This window comes from Actinomyces sp. SKVG-SVH-4(1) (genome assembly GCF_048514265.1).
GTDB lineage: Bacteria > Actinomycetota > Actinomycetes > Actinomycetales > Actinomycetaceae > Actinomyces > Actinomyces oris.
On the sequence record NZ_JBGEVE010000009.1, the window covers coordinates 78,735 to 99,346 of the forward strand.

Annotated in this window: 21 protein-coding genes; 12 read left to right on the forward strand and 9 right to left on the reverse strand. The window is 65.5% G+C overall.

All coding sequences use genetic code 11. From position 1 onward, the window contains the following. Positions 1 to 187 precede the first annotated feature (187 nt). The 6 genes from AB7V09_RS08845 (at position 188) to AB7V09_RS08870 (ending at position 6,834) form a co-directional block, all read left to right on the forward strand. Entirely contained in the window at positions 188 to 583 is a 396-nt protein-coding gene (locus AB7V09_RS08845) for a FeoA family protein (RefSeq protein WP_003788016.1), read from the forward strand. After that, complete coding sequence (gene feoB / locus AB7V09_RS08850) at positions 580 to 2,709, forward strand: ferrous iron transporter B (protein WP_419143534.1); 2,130 nt, start codon at positions 580 to 582, stop codon at positions 2,707 to 2,709. The genes AB7V09_RS08845 and feoB (AB7V09_RS08850) overlap by 4 nt, the downstream gene beginning before the upstream one ends. Positions 2,710 to 2,791: 82 nt before the next feature. Further along, the gene (locus tag AB7V09_RS08855; RefSeq protein WP_003788019.1) at positions 2,792 to 3,328 is read left to right on the forward strand and encodes a NifU family protein; all 537 of its coding nucleotides are present in this window, start codon (positions 2,792 to 2,794) and stop codon (positions 3,326 to 3,328) included. Positions 3,329 to 3,574: 246 nt separating this feature from the next. Next, on the forward strand, positions 3,575 to 3,952 hold the full coding sequence (locus tag AB7V09_RS08860; protein ID WP_009747671.1) for a FeoA family protein: 378 nt from the start codon (positions 3,575 to 3,577) through the stop codon (positions 3,950 to 3,952). Beyond that, positions 3,949 to 6,048: a ferrous iron transporter B gene (feoB, locus tag AB7V09_RS08865; protein ID WP_419143535.1), complete on the forward strand. Its 2,100-nt coding sequence runs from the start codon at positions 3,949 to 3,951 to the stop codon at positions 6,046 to 6,048. The genes AB7V09_RS08860 and feoB (AB7V09_RS08865) overlap by 4 nt, the downstream gene beginning before the upstream one ends. 285 nt (positions 6,049 to 6,333) lie before the next feature. Then, entirely contained in the window at positions 6,334 to 6,834 is a 501-nt protein-coding gene (locus AB7V09_RS08870; protein ID WP_419143536.1) for an NUDIX hydrolase, read from the forward strand. 199 nt (positions 6,835 to 7,033) lie between these two features. Here the strand turns inward: AB7V09_RS08870 and AB7V09_RS08875 are convergent, their stop codons facing one another. Next, the gene (locus AB7V09_RS08875; protein ID WP_419143537.1) at positions 7,034 to 7,546 is read right to left on the reverse strand and encodes a VOC family protein; all 513 of its coding nucleotides are present in this window, start codon (positions 7,544 to 7,546) and stop codon (positions 7,034 to 7,036) included. 375 nt (positions 7,547 to 7,921) lie between these two features. On the opposite strand from AB7V09_RS08875, the gene AB7V09_RS08880 reads away from it, so the two are divergent. Beyond that, positions 7,922 to 8,149: a toxin-antitoxin system antitoxin subunit gene (locus AB7V09_RS08880; RefSeq protein ID WP_009406615.1), complete on the forward strand. Its 228-nt coding sequence runs from the start codon at positions 7,922 to 7,924 to the stop codon at positions 8,147 to 8,149. Further along, the gene (locus tag AB7V09_RS08885) at positions 8,146 to 8,547 is read left to right on the forward strand and encodes a PIN domain-containing protein (protein WP_043537897.1); all 402 of its coding nucleotides are present in this window, start codon (positions 8,146 to 8,148) and stop codon (positions 8,545 to 8,547) included. Before AB7V09_RS08880 ends, AB7V09_RS08885 begins: the two co-directional genes overlap by 4 nt. Before the next feature lie 257 nt (positions 8,548 to 8,804). Here the strand turns inward: AB7V09_RS08885 and AB7V09_RS08890 are convergent, their stop codons facing one another. After that, the gene (locus AB7V09_RS08890; RefSeq protein WP_419143538.1) at positions 8,805 to 10,127 is read right to left on the reverse strand and encodes an alpha-amylase family protein; all 1,323 of its coding nucleotides are present in this window, start codon (positions 10,125 to 10,127) and stop codon (positions 8,805 to 8,807) included. 38 nt (positions 10,128 to 10,165) lie between these two features. Between AB7V09_RS08890 and AB7V09_RS08895 the strand changes: the two genes are divergently transcribed. Beyond that, positions 10,166 to 10,783, forward strand: coding sequence for a TetR/AcrR family transcriptional regulator (locus AB7V09_RS08895; protein WP_419143539.1), 618 nt, complete (start codon positions 10,166 to 10,168; stop codon positions 10,781 to 10,783). A gap of 131 nt (positions 10,784 to 10,914) precedes the next feature. Here the strand turns inward: AB7V09_RS08895 and AB7V09_RS08900 are convergent, their stop codons facing one another. The 6 genes from AB7V09_RS08900 to AB7V09_RS08925 form a co-directional block, all read right to left on the reverse strand. Further along, positions 10,915 to 11,412 (reverse strand): Dps family protein, encoded by a 498-nt coding sequence (locus tag AB7V09_RS08900; RefSeq protein ID WP_175284704.1) that lies wholly within the window; start codon positions 11,410 to 11,412, stop codon positions 10,915 to 10,917. A 117-nt stretch (positions 11,413 to 11,529) separates the two neighbouring features. Then, complete coding sequence (locus tag AB7V09_RS08905) at positions 11,530 to 12,234, reverse strand: hypothetical protein (RefSeq protein WP_419143540.1); 705 nt, start codon at positions 12,232 to 12,234, stop codon at positions 11,530 to 11,532. Positions 12,235 to 12,781: 547 nt separating this feature from the next. Continuing rightward, entirely contained in the window at positions 12,782 to 13,174 is a 393-nt protein-coding gene (locus tag AB7V09_RS08910) for a type II toxin-antitoxin system VapC family toxin (protein ID WP_419143541.1), read from the reverse strand. Then, positions 13,171 to 13,392, reverse strand: a complete 222-nt coding sequence (locus tag AB7V09_RS08915) for a type II toxin-antitoxin system Phd/YefM family antitoxin (protein ID WP_070512051.1) — start codon at positions 13,390 to 13,392, stop codon at positions 13,171 to 13,173. The genes AB7V09_RS08910 and AB7V09_RS08915 overlap by 4 nt, the downstream gene beginning before the upstream one ends. Before the next feature lie 207 nt (positions 13,393 to 13,599). Beyond that, positions 13,600 to 14,061 (reverse strand): hypothetical protein, encoded by a 462-nt coding sequence (locus tag AB7V09_RS08920; RefSeq protein WP_419143542.1) that lies wholly within the window; start codon positions 14,059 to 14,061, stop codon positions 13,600 to 13,602. Positions 14,062 to 14,669: 608 nt separating this feature from the next. Continuing rightward, positions 14,670 to 15,383, reverse strand: coding sequence for a hypothetical protein (locus AB7V09_RS08925; RefSeq protein WP_419143543.1), 714 nt, complete (start codon positions 15,381 to 15,383; stop codon positions 14,670 to 14,672). Positions 15,384 to 15,582: 199 nt separating this feature from the next. Between AB7V09_RS08925 and AB7V09_RS08930 the strand changes: the two genes are divergently transcribed. The 3 genes from AB7V09_RS08930 (at position 15,583) to AB7V09_RS08940 (ending at position 17,547) form a co-directional block, all read left to right on the forward strand. Then, on the forward strand, positions 15,583 to 15,846 hold the full coding sequence (locus AB7V09_RS08930) for a transposase (protein ID WP_419143544.1): 264 nt from the start codon (positions 15,583 to 15,585) through the stop codon (positions 15,844 to 15,846). A 438-nt stretch (positions 15,847 to 16,284) separates the two neighbouring features. Next, positions 16,285 to 16,578 carry a DDE-type integrase/transposase/recombinase gene (locus AB7V09_RS08935; RefSeq protein WP_419143561.1) on the forward strand — a complete coding sequence of 98 codons (294 nt, stop codon included), beginning with the start codon at positions 16,285 to 16,287 and terminating at the stop codon, positions 16,576 to 16,578. Between the two features lie 501 nt (positions 16,579 to 17,079). Next, positions 17,080 to 17,547 carry a transposase gene (locus AB7V09_RS08940; protein ID WP_419143562.1) on the forward strand — a complete coding sequence of 156 codons (468 nt, stop codon included), beginning with the start codon at positions 17,080 to 17,082 and terminating at the stop codon, positions 17,545 to 17,547. Between the two features lie 971 nt (positions 17,548 to 18,518). On the opposite strand, the gene AB7V09_RS08945 is transcribed toward AB7V09_RS08940, so the two are convergent. After that, the gene (locus tag AB7V09_RS08945) at positions 18,519 to 20,603 is read right to left on the reverse strand and encodes a DUF6571 family protein (RefSeq protein ID WP_315533637.1); all 2,085 of its coding nucleotides are present in this window, start codon (positions 20,601 to 20,603) and stop codon (positions 18,519 to 18,521) included. Positions 20,604 to 20,612: the final 9 nt, after the last annotated feature.

Sequence of the window (20,612 nt, forward strand, 5' to 3'; positions counted from 1 at the left end):
CACTCAGCTCAGGGCAACCTTAGTTTCCACTCCCAGGTTTCACTAAGAAATCGGATCTCCTTGTCACCATCCCTCCGCGCAGATGCGTCTCAACACAGCAGAAGGCCTCCTGACCTGCTGCGAGGTTGAGAAGCATTGCCTTAGACTCATATCGACGAAGCCCTCTTCATGTCGATCTGAGGACACCATGGATTTTGCTGTTCCACGACACCGTGCCACCGAAGGCACCTCATACCTTCCCGAACCGGGTGCGACCACTTTCGCACTATCGGACCTGAGCCCCGGCACCAGCGGACGTATCACCGGCCTGGCCGACGACGGCGTCGGCGGCGTCCTGGTCAAGCGCCTGCGCAACCTGGGCTTCGTCCCCGGCCGGATCGCCACGCCGCTGCGCCGTGCCCCGATGGGGGACCCGGTGGTCTACCGCGTCTCCGACTACGAGCTGTGCCTGCGCCGTCAGGAGGCCAGGCTCATCCAGGTCACCACTGTGGAGGCCGAGAACCGCATCATCCTCCAACCCCGGCCTGCCGGACGGCACGCGGCCGACGACCCCGAAGCACCGAACACGGGAGAGACTCTGTGAGCACCCACAACACCACGCGGCACGCCACCGGGCAGTCGCAGCACTGCGAGCAGCCCTATGACGGCGCCGACTGCCACTGCGGCTCAGGAAGCTCCAAGACCCTGGTGGCCGGCGCTCCCCGCATTGCCCTGGCCGGCGCCCCCAACGCCGGCAAGACCTCCATCTACAACGCCCTGACCGGCCTGCACGCCAAGACCGGCAACTACCCCGGCGTCACCGTCCAGCGATCGATGGGAACCTGCAAGGTCGGCGGCAAGACCCTGACCATCGAGGACCTGCCGGGCGCCTACTCCCTGGACCCGATCAGCCCCGACGAGCAGATCGTCCACGACGTCCTCACCGGGACCTCGACCACGGTCAGCGCCCCGGACGCCCTGGTCATCGTCGTCGACGCCACGACCCTGCAGCGCGGCATGAACTTCATCGCCGAGGCCCTCGCCCTGGAGCTGCCCACCTGCCTGGTGGTCACCATGACCGACGAACTCAGCCGCCGCACGGGGCGACTCAACGTCGCGGCCCTCGGGCAGGCCCTGGGGATCCCGGCGGTGCGCGTCATTGGGCACCGCGGCGTCGGCATGCCCGACCTGCGCGCCCAGCTCGCCCAGGTCGAGAACTGGCAGCGCACCCCGCTGCCGCCGCCCACCGACCCCGACGAGATCACCTCCTGGGCCGACTCGGTGCTGGCCGCGGCGGACTACCAGGCGCCCCAGAACGACCAGATCACCTCCGCGGTCGACAAGGTCCTGCTGCGCCCCATCCCCGGCACCATCGTGTTCTTCACGATCATGTTCCTCTTCTTCCAGGCGATCTTCACCTGGGCTGCGCCCTTCCAGGACGCCGTCGAGGGCGGGTTCAACGCCCTGGGCGGACTGGTGCACAACTGGCTCGATGAGTCCCATCCGCTCATCGCCGGACTCCTGGGGGACGGTCTCATCGGGGGTGTGGGCGCGGTGCTCACCTTCATCCCCCAGATCATCATCATGTTCCTCATCATCGCCGTCCTGGAGGGCGTGGGGTACATGTCCCGAGCCGCCTTCCTCATGGACAAGGTCATGAGCATCGCCGGCCTGGAGGGGCGGGCCTTCGTGGCGCTCCTGTCCTCGCTGGCCTGCGCGATCCCCGGGATCATGGCAACTCGCACGCTGCCCTCCACGAAGGACCGGGTGGCCACGATGCTGGCCGCCCCCCTCATGACCTGCTCGGCCCGCCTGCCCGTCTACGTCATCATGATCTCCTTGACGGTCGACGGCGACGCCAAGGTCGGCCCCTTCGGGACACGCGGCGTGGTCATGTTCGCCCTCTACCTGCTGGGCGCGGTCTCCGCGATGGCGGCCGCCTGGGTGGTCAAGCAGCTCACCGACCGCGGCGGGGTGCTGCTGCCCTTCTACATGGAGATGCCGCCCTACCGCATGCCCCGCCTGCGCACCGTCCTCATCATGGTGTGGGACGCCTGCAAGGGCTTCTTGAAGAAGGCCGGCACGATCATCACCATGACCACCGTCATCCTGTGGGTGCTGCTCAACGTTCCGATGCGCTCGGACGCCCAGTTCGAGGCCTTCTGCGCCTCCGACAAGCAGTGCGCCGCCATCGCGGCGGCCGTGGACAAGCCGGAGTCCTCCACCGTCAAGGGCGATGACGGGCAGGTCATCACTGACGCCGAGGAGCTCGGCAAGCTGCTGGATGCCCAGAAGACCTCCTACACGATGGACAACTCCTGGGCGGCCAAGGGAGGCAAGGCGGTCCAGCCGGTCTTCGAGCCCCTGGGCTTCGACTGGCGCATCAACGTCGCCACCCTGTCCTCACTGGCGGCCCGCGAGACCTTCGTGGCCACCCTCGGCCAGATCGCCGCCGCCGAGGACCCCGAGGACCCCGGCGCCCACCTGGCCACGATGACCTACCAGAAGGACACCCTGACCAACAAGGCCGGCGACCAGCTGTTCAACCCGGCCACCGTCATCGCGATCCTGGTGTTCTTCGTCTACGCCCTGCAGTGCATGGCCACGGCCGGTGCGATGCGCCGCGAGACCGGCACCTGGAAGTGGCCGATCATCGCCTTCACCTACATGTTCGTCATGGCCTGGGTCATGGCGGCCCTCAGCCGCGCACTCGTGGCAGCGTTCATGTAGCTGGAGCACAACGAAGCAGTGACCAGGACGGTGCCCCCGCGACGGCGGGGGCACCCCGGACATCAGGAGGAGTGAGGCAGCCGTGCCCGTCGTTCCCACGCACCCGACAACCACGCCGGACCCGGACGTGCTGCGGTGGGTCATTCCCGACGGCCTGCTGGCCTTCACCGGGGAGGTGGCCCACGCCCCGGCGCTTCTCCAGCAGCTCCTGGACGACGGCACCCTGCGCTCGGTGAGGGTCGACGGCGGCGGGGTGCTCACCCTGCTGGGCACCGGCCACGACTGGCGCACGGAGGGGGCCCGGGTGCGATCCGCCCTGGTGGACGCCCTGGGCGCCCCGAAGTCGTGGAAGGGCGCCGCCACCGCCCACGCCTCCGGCCCCGACGACGCCCTGGAGGCCGCCGCCCGGCAGATCGCCGACGGTTCCCTGGGAACCTTCGTCAACAGCCACGGGGGCGCGCTCGTGGTGCACTCGGTGCGCGACGGCGTCGTCGAGATCGCCATGGAGGGCGCCTGCGACCACTGCCCGGCCGCGGAGATCACGATGCACGCGCGCTTCGAGCACCTGCTGCGGCGCCGGTGCCCCTGGCTGGTCGAGGTCCGCCGGATCGACGAGTAGACCCTCCCCCGAGCAGCCCGCCACCGAGCCGGGCACTTTTCGCACAGCCCCGCCATTTTTCCGCCCGGCTGCGCGAGAAGTGCCCGGCTCGACGTGTTGCGGGACGTGGGCCCACCCCTGATCTGTGTCGGTGCCGTCCCAAAGTCGTGACGATAGTTAAGCCTCACCTTAGAATGTCATGGTCGATGTGTACTCCCGCATCATGACCAATCACAGACTTAGGATCCGAGGAGCTCTGAGAGCAACATGGCGACTGCAGTCTCACCTCACAGCACAACGACACCGGCCGGCGCAGGAGCCGCCCCGCCGTCGACGCACACGTGCCTGTCCGATCTGCGTCTGGGGACCAGCGCCCGGGTCATCGCCCTGCAGGAGGACACGGCCGAGGACCCCATCTCCCAGCGACTGAGCAACCTGGGCTTCGTGCCCGGCCGAACCGTGACGCCCCTGCGCCGCGCCCCGCTGGGCGACCCAGTGGTCTACCGCGTCGCCGACTACGAGCTGTGCCTGCGCCGCCACGAGGCCCGCATGGTTCACGTCGAGGTCCTCACCGAGGCCGACGTCGTCGAGCCCCTCACCGGGCAGCGGGCCGACACTACCGACCGTGAGGAGCAGCGCCCATGAGTGACCACTGCGCAGCCTCCGAGGTCCCCGGCGCCCCCGACTGCCACTGCGGGTCCTCCAGCTCCAAGACCCTGGTGTCCGGCGCCCTGAGGGTCGCCCTGGCCGGCGCCCCCAACGCCGGCAAGACCTCCATCTACAACGCCCTGACCGGTCTGCACGCCAAGACCGGCAACTACCCCGGCGTCACCGTGGCGCGGTCGCTGGGGACCTGCCGGATCGGCGAGACCAGCCTGACCATCGAGGACCTGCCGGGCGCCTACTCCCTGAACCCGATCAGCCCCGACGAGCAGGTGGTGCGTGACGTCCTCACCGACGCCTCACAGAGCATCACCGTGCCCGACGCCCTCGTGGTCGTCGTCGACGCCACGACGCTACGGCGCGGGCTGAACTTCGTCGCCGAGGCCCTGTCCCTGGAGCTGCCCACCTGCCTGGTGGTCACCATGACCGACGAGCTCACGCGGCGCGCCGGGCGCCTGGACGTGGCGGCCCTCGGGCAGGCCCTGGGGATCCCGGCCGTGCGGGTGGTCGGCAACCGCAGCATCGGCATCCCCGAGCTGCGCGAGCAGCTCACCGACCTCTCCTCCTGGCAGCGCCCACCGCTGCCCGCGCCGACGGAGCCCACCGAGGTGGCCTCCTGGGCCGACTCCATCCTGGAGGCCGCCGACTACCAGGCGCCCCAGCAGGACCGCATCACGACCGCCGTCGATAAGGTCCTGCTCAACCCCGTTCTGGGATCCCTGGTGTTCTTCGCCATCATGTACATCTTCTTCCAGGCGATCTTCACCTGGGCGGCACCTTTCCAGGACGCCGTCGAGGGCGGGTTCAGCGCCCTGGGGGAGCTGGTGCACGGCTGGCTCGACGAGTCCCACCCGCTGCTGGCCGGGCTCCTGGGGGACGGTCTCATCGGGGGCGTGGGCGCGGTGCTCACCTTCGTTCCCCAGATCATCATCATGTTCCTCATCATCGCCTTCCTCGAAGGCGTGGGGTACATGTCGCGCGCCGCCTTCCTCATGGACCGGATCATGAGCCGGGCCGGACTGGAGGGGCGGGCCTTCGTGGCGCTGCTGTCCTCCTTCGCCTGCGCGATCCCCGGGATCATGGCGACTCGCACGCTGCCCAGCGCCAAGGACCGGGTGGCCACGATGCTGGCCGCCCCGCTCATGACCTGCTCGGCGCGGTTGCCCGTCTACGTCCTGCTCACCTCCATCATGGTGCCCGCCGACGCGAAGATCGGGCCGCTGAGCGCGCGCGGCACCGTCATGTTCGCCCTCTACCTGCTGGGGGCGGTCTCCGCGATGGTGGCCGCCTGGGTGGTCAAGCGCCTCACCGACCGCGGCGGGGTGCTGCTGCCCTTCTACATGGAGATGCCGCCCTACCGGCTGCCGCGGCCGCGCACCGTCCTCATCATGGTGTGGGACGCCTGCAAGGGCTTCGTGAAGAAGGCCGGGACCGTCATCGCCCTGACCACGCTCATCCTGTGGGTGCTGCTCAACGTACCGATGCGCTCCGATGAGCAGTTCAACGCCCACTGCTCCGCCAGCGCCGAGTGCGCGGCCGTGTCCGCGGCGGTGGAGGACCCGGCGTCATCGACCGTCAAGGGCGATGACGGGCAGGTCATCACCGACCCCGAGGAGCTCGGCAAGCTGCTGGATGCGCAGAAGACCTCCTACACGATGGACAACTCCTGGGCGGCCGCCATCGGCAGGACGGTGCAGCCGGTGTTCGAGCCACTGGGCTTCGAGTGGCGCATCAACGTATCGATCCTGTCCTCGCTGGCGGCGCGCGAGACCTTCGTGGCCACCCTCGGGCAGATCGCCGCCGCCGAGGACCCCGAGGACCCGGGCGCCCACCTGTCCACGATGACGTACCAGAGGGACACGCTCACCAACAAGGCCGGCGACCAGCTGTTCAACCCAGCCACGATCGCGGCGATCCTGGTGTTCTTCGTCTACGCCCTGCAGTGCATGGCCACGGCTGCGGCGATGCGCCGCGAGACCGGCACCTGGAAGTGGCCGATCATCGCCTACACCTACATGTTCGTCACGGCATGGGTCATGGCGGCCCTCACGAGGGTCGTCGTCGCCATGCTCATGTAGGCGGGGCCGGTGAGGCGTGCCTGCACGGGGTGCGCCCGCCGCCTCGGCACACACCGCCTACCCCCGCACCTCCCCCACACACCGCCTACCCCCGCCCCACACACCACCTACCCCCGCACCCCCACACACTTCGACCGAATCTTCATAATCGACGCGGCTCCGGGTCTTTTTTGAAGATTCGGTCGAAGTGTTAAGTGCGAGCGAGTGCCGGCACTTGGCAGCCGCCAGCCCCCGCGGTCGTCTCCCGCTCCACCCGCTCAGCGGGTGATCGTCTAGGCTCGCGGCATGGCGACTCCGGAGTTCATCGTCTCCCTGCGACAGAAGATCGGGCACGACATGCTGTGGCTGCCGGGGGTGAGCATCGTCGTCGTCGAAGATGACGGCCGGCTCCTGCTGGGTCGGCGCGCCGACAACGGGCGCTGGGCGGTGGTCTCCGGCATCCCCGAGCCCGGCGAGCAGCCGGCGGTGGCGATCCGGCGCGAATGCCTGGAGGAGACCGGCGTGGACGTGGAGGTGCTGGCGCTCACAGGCGTGACCGCGGGCGAGCCCTTCGCCTTTCCCAACGGGGACAACTGCGTGTTCATGGACATCAACTTCGTGGGGCGGGCGAGGCCCGGCAGCGCGGATCGCGCCCACGTGGCCGACGACGAGTCCACACAGGTGGGCTGGTTCGCACCGGACGCGCTGCCCGAGCCGCTGCTGAGCTCGACCCCCGGACGCATTGAGGCGGCCCTGGCCTGGCTGGCCGACCCAACGTCGGGCGCACGCTTCCACCCGGCGTCCTGAGACCGGCTGCCTTCGCTCAGCCGGGGACGCCGACGGGGACATTCCGCGCGGCGGGGCGCCGCCTCTTCCGGACGGGGACAGTGTGCGCGTACGGGGACAGGAATTCCGTCCCCGTACGCGTCGATGGCACCCGACGGCGGCAAAAGGTCCCCGACGGCGTCGAATGCCCCCGGCGCACGAGGGCGCACAGCGGCTGCAGTCAGGCCTTGGGAACCTCGATGCCGATGCGCCGGAGGCCATCGGCCTGCGCGCTGTTCGAATCCAGGGGCCTGGCGGCGGTGAGGATGACGCGCACACCCTCAGGGGTGACGACCTCGACCTCGCGGGAGTTCCACGGCGTGATGCGCGGACCGGTGACGCTGCCCGGCCGGCGCTGCTCGCAGGCCGCGGCGATCTCGTCGATCTGGGACAGGACGCAGGAGAAGCTGACGCTCATCGAGGGGCCATCGGCCGGGGCGGGTGCCTGCGGCGTCGGCGCCAGGAGGACGTCCTGGAAGGCCCAGCGGCGCAGGTGCACCAGCTGGCCGGGGATGCTGAACAGAGTGAAGAAGCCCAGTGCCTCGGTCCAGAAGTCGACCGAGGCGTCCAGGTCCGACGTCGGGACGGTGACGAACATCGGCATGCCGTAGATGCCGTGGAAGGGCTCGGGCGGTTGGGCGTCCTCGCTGGGCGCGGGCACGGGGCTCATCTCGAATGCGTTGAAGGTGCTCATGTGGGGCAGCCTCATCCCTCACGCTACGTGAGGGTCAAGGTGATCCGCGTTACTGCTGGCCCCGCAGTTGGGGACATTCCGCGCGGCGGGGTGCGGTCTCTTCCGGACGGGGACAACCTGCGCGTGCGGGGACAAGATTCCCGTCCCCGTACGCGTCGATGGCACCCGTCGGCGGCAAAGTGTCCCCGACGGCGTCGAATGTCCCCATCAGCGCGCGGGGCCGCCCGCGCCTCGATCGACCAGGACGCCGACGCCACCGATCTCCGGCCGCGCGCGAGCCCCTCACTCCGCGGGCGGCTCGACGACGAGCGACGCCTCGCCGGGGGCACACACCTCGGCGCGAGGCGCCTGCGCCACCCGCGGTATGATTCGGGTATGACTCAGAAGATCGCGGTGAGCCTCCCGGACGAGCAGGTCGTCTCAATTCGTCGCGCGGTCGAGCAGGGCCGGGCGCCGTCGGTGTCGGGCTTCATCAGCGCAGCGGTCGCTCGCGCACAACGGGAGGACGACCTCGCCCAGCTGCTGGACGACCTTGATCGCGAGCTCGGCCCCGTCGACGACGCCGACCTGGCCTGGGCGGACAAGGCACTGGGACTGGCGTGACCACCACCAGCAAGAAGAGCGTTAAGGGCCTGACTCTCGACACCGGCGCGCTGCTCGCACTCGAGCGCGGGGACTCGCGGGTCCGCGCACTCCTTCGCCGGGCACTAGAGAGGGGACTGCCCCTGAGCGTGCCAGCCGGCGTCGTGGCACAGGCCTGGCGGGGAGGCCCTCGGCAAGCCCGCGTCGCGCGACTACTGGCGGATCCCAGCGTGCACGTGGCGCCTCTGGATGACATGACGGCGCGAGCCGTCGGCCTGCTGTGCGGACGCAGCGGACACCGGGACATCGTTGACGTTCACGTCGCCCTGCTGGCGGAGGAGCAGGGGCACACCGCGGTGACCTCCGACCCTGAAGACCTGAGCGTGATCCACCCCGGTCTCCCACTCATCACGGTGTAGACGAACGCCGCAAACCCCGGCTGCAAACCCCTGCCGGCGACATCGACGGGGACATTCCGCGCGGCGGGGTGCGGCCTCTTCCGGGCAGGGACAGCCCACGCGTGCGGGGACGAGTTTCCTGTCCCCGTACGCGTCGATGGCACCCGCCGGCGGCAAAGTGTCCCCGACGGCGTCGAATGCCCCCGTCAGCGCACGGGCCCCAGTCCTCGACCATTGGAACGCAAGCGCGGCCGACGCACCCGCCCGCGCGAGCCCCCTCACTCCGCAGGCGGCTCGACGACGAGCGGCGCCTCGCCGGGGGCGTGCACCTCGGCGCGGGGTGCCGGTTCCAGGGCCAGGCTCACGTGCAGCCGCTGACCCTCCTCGCCCACGGCGTCGTAGGACAGTCGTGGGTTGTCCAGCTCGGTGACCTCGGTGCGGGCGCGCACGAGCCAGGGGTGGCGGCGTCGCAGCCCGATGAGGTCCTGGTGGAGGCGCAGCATCCAAGCCCCCTGCGGCGCGAGCCCGGACGGCGTGGCCGGAAGGGCGGGGCGGACCTCGTCGTCGCCGCCGAGAGTCTCGGTCTTCACCCCCCGGAAGGCCTGCTCGTCCCCGTAGTAGACGCTGGGCACGCCGCCCACGGTCATGAGCAGGACGACGGCGAGCGCCGCCCCGCCGGCCCCGACCTTGCTGGCGATGCGGGTGACGTCGTGGTTGCCGACGAAGGTCGCCGGGACGAACCGGTCCAGTAGCTCGTTGTGGCGCTTGAGGCACCAGTCGAGCTCGTAGAAGTTGGCGTCGGCCAGTGAGCTCCAGATGGCCTTCCACAGCTCGTACTGGGTGACGGTGTCCACGGTGGAGGCCTCCACGAAGCCGGCATAGTCGCCGTGGATGACCTCCCCCATGAACCAGGCATCGGGGTGGCGCTCGCGCACGGCGGGCAGGACGCTCGCCCAGAACGCGGGGTCGACGGCGTAGGCGGCGTCCAGGCGCCAGGCGCTCGCGCCGCGGTCGAGCCAGTGGGTGAGCACCCGCACGGCCAGGTCGCACACCTCGGCGGAGTCGTGGTTGAGGGCGGCGAGCGACTCGTGCCCCTCGAAGGTCGCGTAGCCGGGGCCGGACTGCCCGTCGCCGTCCGCACCCTCCCCGCCGGCCGCGTCGTCGAAGCGGAAGAGGCTCCGCTCCTGCCCCCCGGCGCGGGCGGACCGGAAGAGGGGGTGCTCGGTGCCGACGTGCCCGAGGACGCCGTCGAGCATGAGGGCCAGGCCCCGGGTGCGACAGGCCTCGGCGAGGCGGTCGAAGGCGGCGTCGTCCCCCAGGCGGGGGTCGATGCGCAGGTGGTCGGTGGTGTCGTAGCCGTGGGTGGATGAGGCGAAGATGGGGCCGAGCGACAGGCCGTTGGCGCCGAGCTCGACGGCGTAGTCGAGCCAGGGCTCCAGGCGGTCCAGGCGCGCGGGGGCGCCGGGCTCGGTCAGGGGCGCACCCGGTTCGGGGCGGATGGGGGCGCCAGTGGCGCCGAGGGGGTAGACCTGCCACCAGATGGCATGGTCGATCCAGGCGGGGGTTGCGGGACGGCTTATTCCAGGTGACTCACTAACCATGCCTCCAAGGGTGCCGCCGCACCCGTTAGCATGTCAAGGTGCCGTCTCGTACCGACAAGCGTCCCCGCCTGCGCATGGATCCCGCCGAGCGCCGCGAGCTGATCCTGTCCGTGGCGAGACGAGCCTTCGCAAGCCGCCCGTACGAGGAGGTCTCACTGGTCGAGGTTGCGGCGGAGGCTCAGGCCTCCGAGGCGCTGGTGCACAAGTACTTCGCCGGCAAGGCCGGCCTTTACGCCCAGGTCCTCCGGCGTGCCGCTGACGAGCTGGCCGAGCGCACCCGGAGGGCCGACGACGCCCTGCCGGAGGGGTCGTCAGCCCGGGACCGGGTGCGGACATCGGTGCTGACCTACCTGGACTTCATCGCCGAGCGCTCCCCCGGCTGGGTGACCTACCAGGCGCTGGCTGGGCACGACCCGGGCGACGAGGCGGCCCGGGTGAGGCGGCAAGCGCGCGAGGCGGCGGTGGCGGCCCTGGCCGAGGTTGTCGGCGGCAGCCGGGGCCACCGCGACGACTTCGCCCTGTGGGGCTACCTGGGATTCCTCGACGATGCCTGCCTGCGCTGGGTGCACGCCGGCTGCCCCGACGACCAGCGCCACAGCCTGGTTGACGCGGCGCTGGGCTGCCTGGAGGGGGCGCTGGGCGACTGGCGGGCATGAGAGCTGGGACCGCCCCGGCGGGTATGCCACCCCGGGGCCGGCAGTCCGCCCCGTGGACACAAACGTGGGGCCCGCCTCGCAAGGAGGTGGGCCCCACGGATGGAGTCAGCGCGTCGGCGCGAGCCTCAGGCTCAGCGGACGGGCTTGCGGACCTCGGCGGAGAGGAACCAGGCCTGCTGCTCGAGCTTGCCGATGAGGTCCTCGACGATGCCGGAGGAGGTGGGGTCCTCGGAGTCGACGTCCTCGTCCACGCCGCGCAGGGTGGCGACGACGGCCTCGATGGCGGAGACGATGTAGGCGACGCCCTCGCTGGTGAGGATCTCGCCCTCGGGGGCGGCCGGGAGGGTGGTGGCGGCGGAGACGGTGGCCGGGCGGCCGTCGGGGACGGCGTTGATGGCGCGCATGCGCTCGGCGACCTCGTCGGAGCCGGCGCGAGCGATGTCGACGACCTCGTCGAGGTTGAGGTGGACGTCGCGGAAGTTCGGGCCAACGATGTTCCAGTGGATCTGCTTGCCGACCAGCTCGAGGGCGATGAGGTCGGTCAGGACGCGCTGGAGGTTGTCGCTCAGGGCGGCGGAGGCGGTGAAGGAGAGGTTGATGGACGGTGTTGTCATGGTGTCTGCGTTCATGGCCATCACTTTACTACGTCGCAAGTCGCCGTGGGTGTTACTTATGATTCACAGGCAAGCCATGCCTCACCTGAAACCAAGGCTTACCTGCCCAGACGAGCTTCTCTGGCGATCCACTCAGCCGACCTTGCAGGTGTTCGGCTCTCCGGTTTCTTCCTCCTCGGAGGCGAGCCAGTGCCCGTTACTGCCGGGGACCATGGTGTTCTTTGCCGGGATCCGCGCCTTGTTGGATGGTTCGGTGACGTCCTTGCCCTGCGCGTCGACGTAGGTCACCTGCGTCATGTCCACGCAGTAGGTGACGGTGGCGCTCTGGCCGTCGGCGCTCATGGCGACCTCGGAGATCGCCACCTTGACGGGGGTCTTGGCCTTCTGCCCCGTGTTCTGCAAGGTGGAGGCGTCGTTGATGAGCTGCTGCTGAAGGTTGCCGGTGGTGACGGTGGGGACCTTGCTGGTGTCCTGCCCGCCGCCGACCCACAGCTTCCAGGACATCTGGTCGTAGGCCACGAAATCCTGGAGGATCGCGACCCGCTTGACGTCGAGGCCGGCGGGGATCGCGGTGACGGTGTACCCGAGCTGGGTGTCGGACAGGGAGGCCGCGGTGACGGTGCCGGCGGTGCTCGACGCCGTGGCGGCGGCTGAGGGAGCCGACGTCGGCTTCCCCGCGGAGGTGGCTCTGCTGGCAGGCGCCTTGGCGTCGGGCTTGGAGTCCTTAGAGGAGCAGCCGGTCAGGGCCAGCGAGGCGGCGAGCAGCAGGCAGCCCAGTGCGGCGGCTCGACGACGCCCCCCGACTCGACTCACGGGGCGGTTCTCGGCATGTGCCACGGGGGCTCCTGACTGTCGGCCGGATTCGACCCGGCGGAAACCAACCCGTTGACACTACCGCGAAGGTCACGAACATGTCTCGACCTTCGTCGCCCTCCTTGCTACACCCCTGTTCTGGCGAGGGTACGTGATGCCAACAGTCCTCAGAAGGAGGAACCAGGCCTGCTGCGCAGGCTTGCCGGTCAGGCCATCCAGGATGATGGCCGATGTCAAGGGCTCGTCATCGACAGGGACACCCTGCGCGCTGGGGGACAGGATTTCCGTCCCCCGACGCACAAACAGCCCCTGCCTGGAACAGAGTGCCCCCAGCCACGGTGAAGTGTGCCAGACAGCGTCGAAGATCCCCGTGAGGAAGCGAGCCGACCGAGGTCTCCCCGCCCACCGCGACGAGACCGGACCAACCTGACCAACAGCCCGGGACACCAGGCCCGGGCAGTCGCGGTCACCTTGGCAACAGCTGGAGTCTCACCAGTGGCCCACACCCCGCCACCCGCACCCCAACACAGGTCGCCAACGTCATGACCTCATACATCTAGGCAACGACCACTCACCACAGGATCGTCACACCGGACAGTTCCTCGAAGGCCGGATCGCGCGTCACCAACGCAAGCGACTCGTACATCGCTTGCGCCGCCAGCATCCGATCAAAGGGATCGCGATGCGACCACTCAAGCTGCCCGCTCAAGCGCGCGTGCGACCACTCGATGGGCAAGAACTCCGCTCCGAGCCGTCGCACGTGCCCCTCGAGAGCATCCAGCCACGGCCCCGCTCCAGGCAGTTTCCCAATGCGGTTCTTGGTATGCAGCTCCCATGCGCTGGCGACGGAGACCACCACGAGATTCCCTCGGTCTCGCAGCACCTCGACAGCCCTCCCGCCCAGACGCGAGGGCTCATTGATCGCCCACATGAGCGCGTGCGTATCGAGTAGGTAGCCCTTCATGCACCCTCCCAGGCACTCAGCTCCTCCTCCGGCAGCTCGTCGAAGAACGTGTCCGGCAGCTGGTATCCGCCGAAGCCCAGCTCCCGCTCGCCCCCGACTGGAACCAAGCGCGCCACTGTCTGACGCCCTCGGGCGATGTTGATGGTCGTCCCCTGCTCGACCTCCACCAACAGCGCCGACAAATGCGTCTTCGCCTCCTGAACCTTCACCGTCTTCATGCATTGATGGTCCCAGGAGAAAGCGACCTGGTCAACCAGGTTGGTCAGGTTGCGCCGCCGCCCACCCTCATGGTCGGGGACATTCCCCTCCGGCCAGGGACCAGTCACGCGTTGGGGGCAGGAATCCTGTCCCCCAACGCGCAGGATGTCCCCGTCAGTACGCCGGCGTGCTGACGGGGAATGACTGCTTTAGATGCCGTGGCCGGCTCAGTTCTGACGGGGGTTCTTTCCGTTAGTGGCCAGGGTCTGAACCTCCGCGACGGGGAGGTTGACGGTGCTGGTGGTGGTGATGGCCGGCAGGGTGCCGCTACTCCCATCACTACCGGAGTAGGAGGCCGAGTAGGCGACCTTAATCGTCAACGGCGTGCTGCCACCTAGGTGAGCGCTGGAGCGGTTGAAGGAGATCGTGCAGGGACTCGACCCCTCAGGCATCCCCTGGTGCCACGCGACACCAAACCCGGCGCAAGAAGCCTTCCCATCCGGGGCCGACAGCTGCAGGCCAGACGACCCAGCAGTGACAGTCACGGAGGTGCTCCCGGCCGTAGCGGTCGCCTTGACACTCGTTGGAGTCTCACCAGTAGCCCACACCCAGGTGTCCATGCCTACCAGGGTCGCGCCCCAGTCACCGACCTTGGGGTTGGTCTCCACCGTCGGGGCGGGAATCTTCACCACCTTCCACGCGGCCCGGGCGAGTCGACCGGCCGAGATACGAGGAGCCGGCGGGCTCGCACCGGGATCAACCCAGATAACATCTTCAGGATTATTCGCATAAAATTCGGTCATTTCGCGGACATACTCATCCATTTCCTCCTGCGAAACCGTACTACTACCGTGGAGCGCACCCAGTTTCGCTGTCTTACATGAACGAGTGTACCAACTCCCCTCACTGTCATTCTTATGATCCAAATAACCCGGATACACTTTATCCAAGTTACCACTATCACTCCGCCCTTGTTTTTTGCGCTTCTCCTGAGCCTCTTTCAGCTGCGCAGGGGTCATGAAAGGTACGTAGCGACAGAAAGGATCTACAGTGACTAACTCAGATGACGAGGACGTAACACCCCCACCATCACCACCCGACCCCGCAGTCACATACTCCACGCTCACAGACGCAGTGATTTCACCACCGCCGTCGCTCGTTGCCGACGCGCCCCCTCCGGCCGTAGCTTCATCAGCTCTTGCGCCAGGAACACACAGAACGCAGGAAAGCATTCCCAGACCAACAAGCAGTACAGGTAACTTCACTCGAGTCAATCGCATTGTTTCACCGACCTCGCCTACTCAACGGAACACTCTCCATCCTGTCCGCGTTGTCCCTCGGTGGCCAGCCAGGTCGTACCGTCAGGATTGGTCATCCTGGTACTTGACGGCACTTGAATTTTATGCTCAGGCTTAGTCACGTCATTTCCATTGCTGTCGATCATCTTCATTTTTTTCTGATCGACACACATTGTAACCTGAGCCACATTATTGCTGTCGTACACGACAACGTCAGATATAGACACCCTCACAGGTGGCTGAGCATGCTGCCCCTCTTCCTCCATTTTAGATGCATTATTGATAACACGCTGCAACGTCAGCCCTGTGGCAACTTTATCAATTCCCGTTGTGTCTTTTCCTCCCCCAAACCAGATTCGCCAGGTTACTTTGTCGTAGGCGATGAAGTCCTGGAGGACCTTGGTCTGGGTGGCGTCCAGGCCGTCGGGGATGGAGACCACCGTGTAGCCCAGGTCGGGATCGGACAGGGACTCAGCAGTCACCGCACCGGCACTGGCAGCGCCACTTGCACCAGTTGACGCTCCGCCCGAGGCTGCCGGTGCCGTCGTCGATGCAGCACTGGCGCCCGCGGTGTTGAGGGGCGGGATCGTGCCTCCACCTTTCGGGCTGCTCGATGAGCAGCCAGCCAGCGCCAGCGAGGCAGCCAGTACGCCCGCCCCCAGGGCGCTGACGGCGCGACGGCGACCGGACAGGCGAGCGAGGGAACGAGCCATGATGAAGCACCTCCACAATCAGGCCGGGCATAATCTCCCGGCACAGCAGCAACCCCATGACTCTACCCGCCAGATCACAACAACGTCACGGTGAATCGTCCCGGGTTTGATGGAGGCAGTGATGACACGGAAGGATCACTGTCATGGGACTTAAGGAAGTACCCCGATGAGCTGTGCGAGCGAGCCACGAGGACGGGCGTTGGACGCGTTGGCTGACCCGGCTTGGGCCAGGGGTGCGATCCGCAGGATCGGTGACGAGCTGGGTGTCCACCTTGAGGCTGTGCGCACCTGGGTCAAGAAGGCCCAGGTCGACCAGGGCACCCGGCCCGGCACCACCACCGACGAGGCGCAGCGGATCAAGGAGCTTGAGAAAGAGGTCCGAGAGCTGCGAAGAGCCAAAGCGATCCTGAAGAGCACAGTCGGCTTATCTGTCGCTGCGGAGTGTGAGCGTCTGTCTCGTTGATCTGCCGGTACATCCGCTCCCGCATGAAGGAGGAGTTCGGGGCCTGGCCGGTCTGCAAGGTGCTCACTGGCGCCGGAGTCAAGATCGCCCCGAGCACGTGACTCACGCCCGCCGTAGCCGGCCTCCTAGCGCCAGGAGCCTGCGCGACGAGACCCTCAAGGCGGAGATATCCAAGGTCCACAAGAACCAGCTACCCCGGTGCTGGGGACCCGCACGATGCACGTGACGCGGGGCCACCCTGAGAGCGCCGAGCGTCACGGTGCCGGTCACGTGGCCCGCTGCACCGTCGAACGCCTCATGGGCGACCTGGGCCTGCGCGGAGTCTGACGCGCCAGGTCCCCGCGCACCACGCGCAGCGCTCCGCGAGAGCAGTGCCCGGCCGACCTCGTCAAAAGGCATTTCAACGCGTTCAGGCCGAACGAGCTGTAGGTCGCCGACATTCCCCCGCAAGCGGGAGGTACCCCCTCCTATGCACGCGCCTTCTCCGGGTGGGTCTACGTCGCCTTCGTCACCGATGTCTTCTCGCGGCGAATCGTGGGCTGGCAGACCTCCACGAGCCTGTACACCGACCTGGCCCTGGACGCCCTTCAGATGGCCGTCTGGCAGCGGAAACGAGCCGGTACTGACCTGACGGGCCTGGTGCACCACTTGCGACCGAGGGGTGCAGTACCGGTCCATCCGCTACGGGCAGGCCCTGTCCGACTGCGAGGCAGTCGCCTCTGTAGGCTCTAAGGGCGACTCCTTTCGGCTTTGCTCTGGCCGAGGCGCTCAAGCTCCTTGTACAAGGCCGAGCTGATCCGCAACCAGGGCCCTTGGGAGGACATCGACGCCGCCCGTGCTCGCCACCGCCGAGTGGGTCCACTGGTACGGGCACCACCCGGCCACACTCCGCCATCGGGATGCGAACCCCCGCCGAGCACGAAGCCGCCTGGGCGCCCGACACCCACCACGACCACCACCGCCAGGAACAATCACGACCGGCAACCACCGGAACCAGATAAACCAGCCACCACAAAACCCGAGGCTTGCCAAAGGAGACCATTGAGCTCCTGGCCCGTCGGCGGGTGTCCTACAGCGTGGGGTTCACGCTTCCCGAGCACACGCCGCAGATCTACGACACCATCCCCGAGACCGCCTGGACCCCGGCCTACAACGCTGACGGACAGCCCAGACAGGGTGCGGACGTCGCTGAGACCCGCCGACCTGCTGGACCTGACCGCTTGGCCCAAGGGGATGCAGGTCAACCGTGCGCCGAGAGCGGCCCCACCAGGGAGCCCAACTGCGCTTCGAGGACGTGGGCGGCTACCGACTGACCACCTTCGCCACCAGCACGAGGGTGGGTCAGCTCGCCGACCTCGAGGTCCGCCACCGGCTACGAGCCCGCTGCCAGGGGACCGTATCCGCTGCGCCAAGGACACCGGGCTTGACCGCTTTCCCTTGCAGGGGTTCGCCCAGAACCGTATCTGGTGCCTGATCGTGGCCCTGGCCTGTGACCTGCTGACCTTCTCCCAGCTGCTCGCCCTAACCTCCACCCCCGCCCGCACCTGGGAGCCCAGGACGATCCGCCTGCGCCTGATGAGCATCCCCGCCATCATCACCCACCACGCCCGCCGCACCGTCCTGCGCTACAAGGCCGACCACCCCTTCACCGGCCTCCTGCTGACCGCACTGAGCAGCTTTCAGGCCCTACCCGCAACATAGGCACCCGACCGCTGCCTCCTGCCCACCACAACCCTGAAGGATTAACCCTGGCCCCTGGAAAGGCCCGACCGCCGCGAGGCGACACGCGGCAGACCGTCACACCCAACCGGCATAATCGCCACCACGACACCGGCAACGACGCCACCCACACCCCACTCAACCAACCAATGAAAGATCGAGGCTAACCACCAAAACCGACTCTGCCGCCCCCTGCCCAGACACACCATGTCTACAACAGCAGACCGCCTCAACTGTCCATCAGAATTCAAACCTATGAAGGCTGACTTCCAGGAAATACAGCCCCGGCTGGTGCAGCCCGGTTGACCGAATCCCACGACAATCCTTCCAGAGGAACCGACAACCCCGGCACATTCTGACCGCCACACACCCACGGCGTCATGGATTCAGTCAAATTAATCAGATTATTTTTCAAATCCCCTTTCATTGAACTTCGGGGATATACCGACACTATCACGTAATACTGTCCACCGGAACATGTCAACATCGCAGCCCCTCCTCCCTGTTCTTCAGAGTATCTAATCTCGCCTGATCCGCCGTCGTTATGAAAGTGTTCTACGATCTCCCCTTCGTAATACCTCGAATCACCCCACGGATCGAGACCATCAACCCACTTACCAAATGTTGTTTCAAGTCCTGCCGGACCGGTACCGGGGCCATTTACTGAGCAATAGATTCGCGAAACAGAATGATTATCTCCAATGTAACTCCTAGTAAACCTAGGGGAATCAAACATAGAACGTACGGATGAATCTGGAACTCCTGGGCACGTAAACTCGGTCTCTTCCGGAGAAATACTTGCAGCTACGCTGTGACCGACCTTCCCGCTATGCATGTCATGGACGCCACGAGAGTCGGAGCAAGCACATAACATCAAACATGTCGCAGCCAGCAACAAACTCGCCTTCGACCTAGGCCTCATAGCATGCCTTCTTCCGTTCATATATCTACGATTATTCGCGTCGAGCAGGCGACCCAGTAGCCGCAGAATCGTGAGCCTTAGTATACTCGGTACTCACGCTACTAACTGGACCCAAACCCGGCCTAGCGCCATTAGGTAGTTGGTCCGACAATCTAACGACACCTTCATACTGGTCGTCACTTGGGGAAGAAGACAGAGTCAGATTGCCGTCCTCACCCACAACGGTATTCACTGTTTCTGGAAACTCCGATGATGTGCGCATACGTTTCATTTCCTCGTCAGAGTATAGTCCGCTCTTAAGAAGTGCCATCGTGATGGTAGCCTCGTTCTCACGATACCCTTCCGCATAATTTTGCTGGTTCTTTTCATCTGCGTCAGCTTCTGCGTTTGCGACTGCGGCCTTAAGAGATACCTTTCCGCTATTTGATGCTTGCGTTTTAAGAAACGAGTATGAAGCTTGAGCCACTTTACCGGCACTAGATGCAATCGGAATTGCTTGCAACGCCGCAGCACCCGCGTCGATGTATGCGTTGTTGCGATCATCCGCATTCTTTCCAATCTGCTTACTAGTGCGAGCGATTGCTCCCGCAAAGAACCCATTGGTTTGAGCCTGCTTATTCAGTACGGCCGCCAGCGGTGTGTACTCTCCAGTCGCCTTACAAGCCTCGACCTGTTGGGCAATTTGTAGATTGTTGTAGGCAGTTTGAGATGCGACAAGTGGCATCATGGACCTGTCGTCCTGTCCAATTTGTCCAATCAAATTGGACAAAGCGAGGTCCGACAAGATTGGCTGTGCACCGTCTTTCGTGTTATCTGTGTAATGTTTAGAGTTTCCGGTCTTGGCTGAAAATGCCACACCTGCAGGATATCGCTGAAGAGTTTTAGAGAACATCATTCTCGCAGTTTGAGACAAAACAAGCTCGGTGTCACTTTCTCCTATCGCGTTTAAAATTCCAGACACGGCCGCACCGGAACTTTCCCCATTCTTGTCTGAAGAACTGCGATGCCCTGAAGTACCAATGTCGGAGATGCCCTCCGAAAGAATCGCCCAGTCATCGGTCCACGGATTGTCTCCTACCGCTGATTTCTCGATAAGTTTCCGCGTTCTTTCGGCGACCGATTTCGCGTCAACCGTACCGTTTGATGATTGCGGCGCTATCCATTTCCGCGCCGTTTCAGGGTTTCCTGTCATGGCATGAACGATACCTTCAAGAGAGTTAGTTCCAGGATATGAGATCGCTTTTCTTGCGTCGTACCCCCCCTTAGGCTTATAATTCTCAATCTTTTTAGCAAGCTCCGAAAGAAACGCATCACCATACTTCAATCCTACGGCTTCCTTGCTCCCGTCGCCGTCTACATCTTCCCAGCGAGATGCCGAAAGTATTTCGTTAAGAGAATCGATTCGCGCTCCTTTATTCTTCTCCTCAGCATAGAATGCCAACCTATCGGCATACTTCTTGGCCTCTTCGTCACCCCAAGTCTGCGAACGTGTCGCTATAATATGCCCTAATGCCGTCGCCAGATCAGTGCCGGCACCGTCTCTATAACTAATCGTCCCCCCATCGGTGGTGACTGTGAATTGATCGTCGATATCGATGGGAAGGTCAAGGAGCCTTCCGGGGCCGATGGTATTGAGCATGGTAGCCGCATACTCGGGATCGTCTTGCTTCGCCTGTATGCGCTGGATCAATTTATCCCAGTCCTCAGGCTTTATACCTTTCTCGGAGGCATTCACAAGATCAGCGGCATCTTTTTTGGCGGCACGCCAATCCTCTACAGGATTGTCTTTCTTGATATTCTCGATCGTCTCCGAATGGCCGTCGGCAATGACATATGCGATGGTTCCATCAGGCTTTTTCGTCGTTATCCCACATTCGTTGGCTGCTTTAGCTGCGTCCAGGCACGTCTGGAGATCGGCAATTTTATTCTTGAGATTCTCGCTATGGCTACCTGCATTAAGTTTAAAGCCACCTAGATCACATGGGCTACTGACATCCTCGTTCGCTTCAGTAACTTTCGTTATGCTCGGACCGATTTTTTGGTTGCGAAAATTTGTAAGATCTGTAATTATAGCCTGCACTTTGTCGGGATTCAGGCGAATTTCAGTGTTTCCCATTTTCGCTCC